Origin of the sequence: Pseudomonas sp. NPDC086251 (assembly GCF_044746405.1) — a bacterium.
Taxonomy (GTDB): Bacteria; Pseudomonadota; Gammaproteobacteria; order Pseudomonadales; family Pseudomonadaceae; genus Aquipseudomonas.
Genome location: NZ_JBIVBY010000079.1, coordinates 1,433 through 3,114, shown reverse-complemented (window position 1 = coordinate 3,114; position 1,682 = coordinate 1,433). Strand labels below are relative to the sequence as shown.

At 50.1% G+C, this 1,682-nt stretch carries 1 rRNA gene (cut by a window edge); it reads left to right on the top strand.

Going from position 1 to position 1,682, the window contains the following annotated elements:
- Positions 1 to 103 precede the first annotated feature (103 nt).
- Positions 104 to 1,682, top strand: a 23S ribosomal RNA gene (locus ACIPL2_RS35085); it runs 1,412 nt beyond the window's last position.

The window sequence follows — 1,682 nt, the reverse complement described above, 5'->3', positions numbered from 1 at the left end:
GGATCAGGCTAAGGTAAAATTTGTGAGTTGCTCTTAATTGAGTATTATCGAATTTTCGGCGAATGTCGTCTTCACAGTATAACCAGATTGCTTGGGGTTATATGGTCAAGTGAAGAAGCGCATACGGTGGATGCCTTGGCAGTCAGAGGCGATGAAAGACGTGGTAGCCTGCGAAAAGCTTCGGGGAGTCGGCAAACAGACTGTGATCCGGAGATGTCTGAATGGGGGAACCCACCTAACATAAGTTAGGTATCTTAAGCTGAATACATAGGCTTAAGAAGCGAACCAGGGGAACTGAAACATCTAAGTACCCTGAGGAAAAGAAATCAACCGAGATTCCCTTAGTAGTGGCGAGCGAACGGGGACTAGCCCTTAAGTGGCTTTGAGATTAGCGGAACGCTCTGGAAAGTGCGGCCATAGTGGGTGATAGCCCTGTACGCGAAAATCTCTTGGTCATGAAATCGAGTAGGACGGAGCACGAGAAACTTTGTCTGAATATGGGGGGACCATCCTCCAAGGCTAAATACTACTGACTGACCGATAGTGAACTAGTACCGTGAGGGAAAGGCGAAAAGAACCCCGGAGAGGGGAGTGAAATAGATCCTGAAACCGTATGCGTACAAGCAGTGGGAGCCCACTTTGTTGGGTGACTGCGTACCTTTTGTATAATGGGTCAGCGACTTATTTTCAGTGGCGAGCTTAACCGAATAGGGGAGGCGTAGCGAAAGCGAGTCTTAATAGGGCGTCTAGTCGCTGGGAATAGACCCGAAACCGGGCGATCTATCCATGGGCAGGTTGAAGGTTGGGTAACACTAACTGGAGGACCGAACCGACTACCGTTGAAAAGTTAGCGGATGACCTGTGGATCGGAGTGAAAGGCTAATCAAGCTCGGAGATAGCTGGTTCTCCTCGAAAGCTATTTAGGTAGCGCCTCATGTATCACTGTAGGGGGTAGAGCACTGTTTCGGCTAGGGGGTCATCCCGACTTACCAAACCGATGCAAACTCCGAATACCTACAAGTGCCGAGCATGGGAGACACACGGCGGGTGCTAACGTCCGTCGTGAAAAGGGAAACAACCCAGACCGTCAGCTAAGGTCCCAAAGTTATGGTTAAGTGGGAAACGATGTGGGAAGGCTTAGACAGCTAGGAGGTTGGCTTAGAAGCAGCCACCCTTTAAAGAAAGCGTAATAGCTCACTAGTCGAGTCGGCCTGCGCGGAAGATGTAACGGGGCTCAAACCATACACCGAAGCTACGGGTATCACTTAGGTGATGCGGTAGAGGAGCGTTCTGTAAGCCTGTGAAGGTGAGTTGAGAAGCTTGCTGGAGGTATCAGAAGTGCGAATGCTGACATGAGTAACGACAATGGGTGTGAAAAACACCCACGCCGAAAGACCCAGGTTTCCTGCGCAACGTTAATCGACGCAGGGTTAGTCGGTCCCTAAGGCGAGGCTGAAAAGCGTAGTCGATGGAAAACAGGTTAATATTCCTGTACTTCTGGTTATTGCGATGGAGGGACGGAGAAGGCTAGGCCAGCTTGGCGTTGGTTGTCCAAGTTTAAGGTGGTAGGCTGAGATCTTAGGTAAATCCGGGATCTTAAGGCCGAGAGCTGATGACGAGTTACCCTTTGGGTGACGAAGTGGTTGATGCCATGCTTCCAAGAAAAGCTTCTAAGCTTCAGG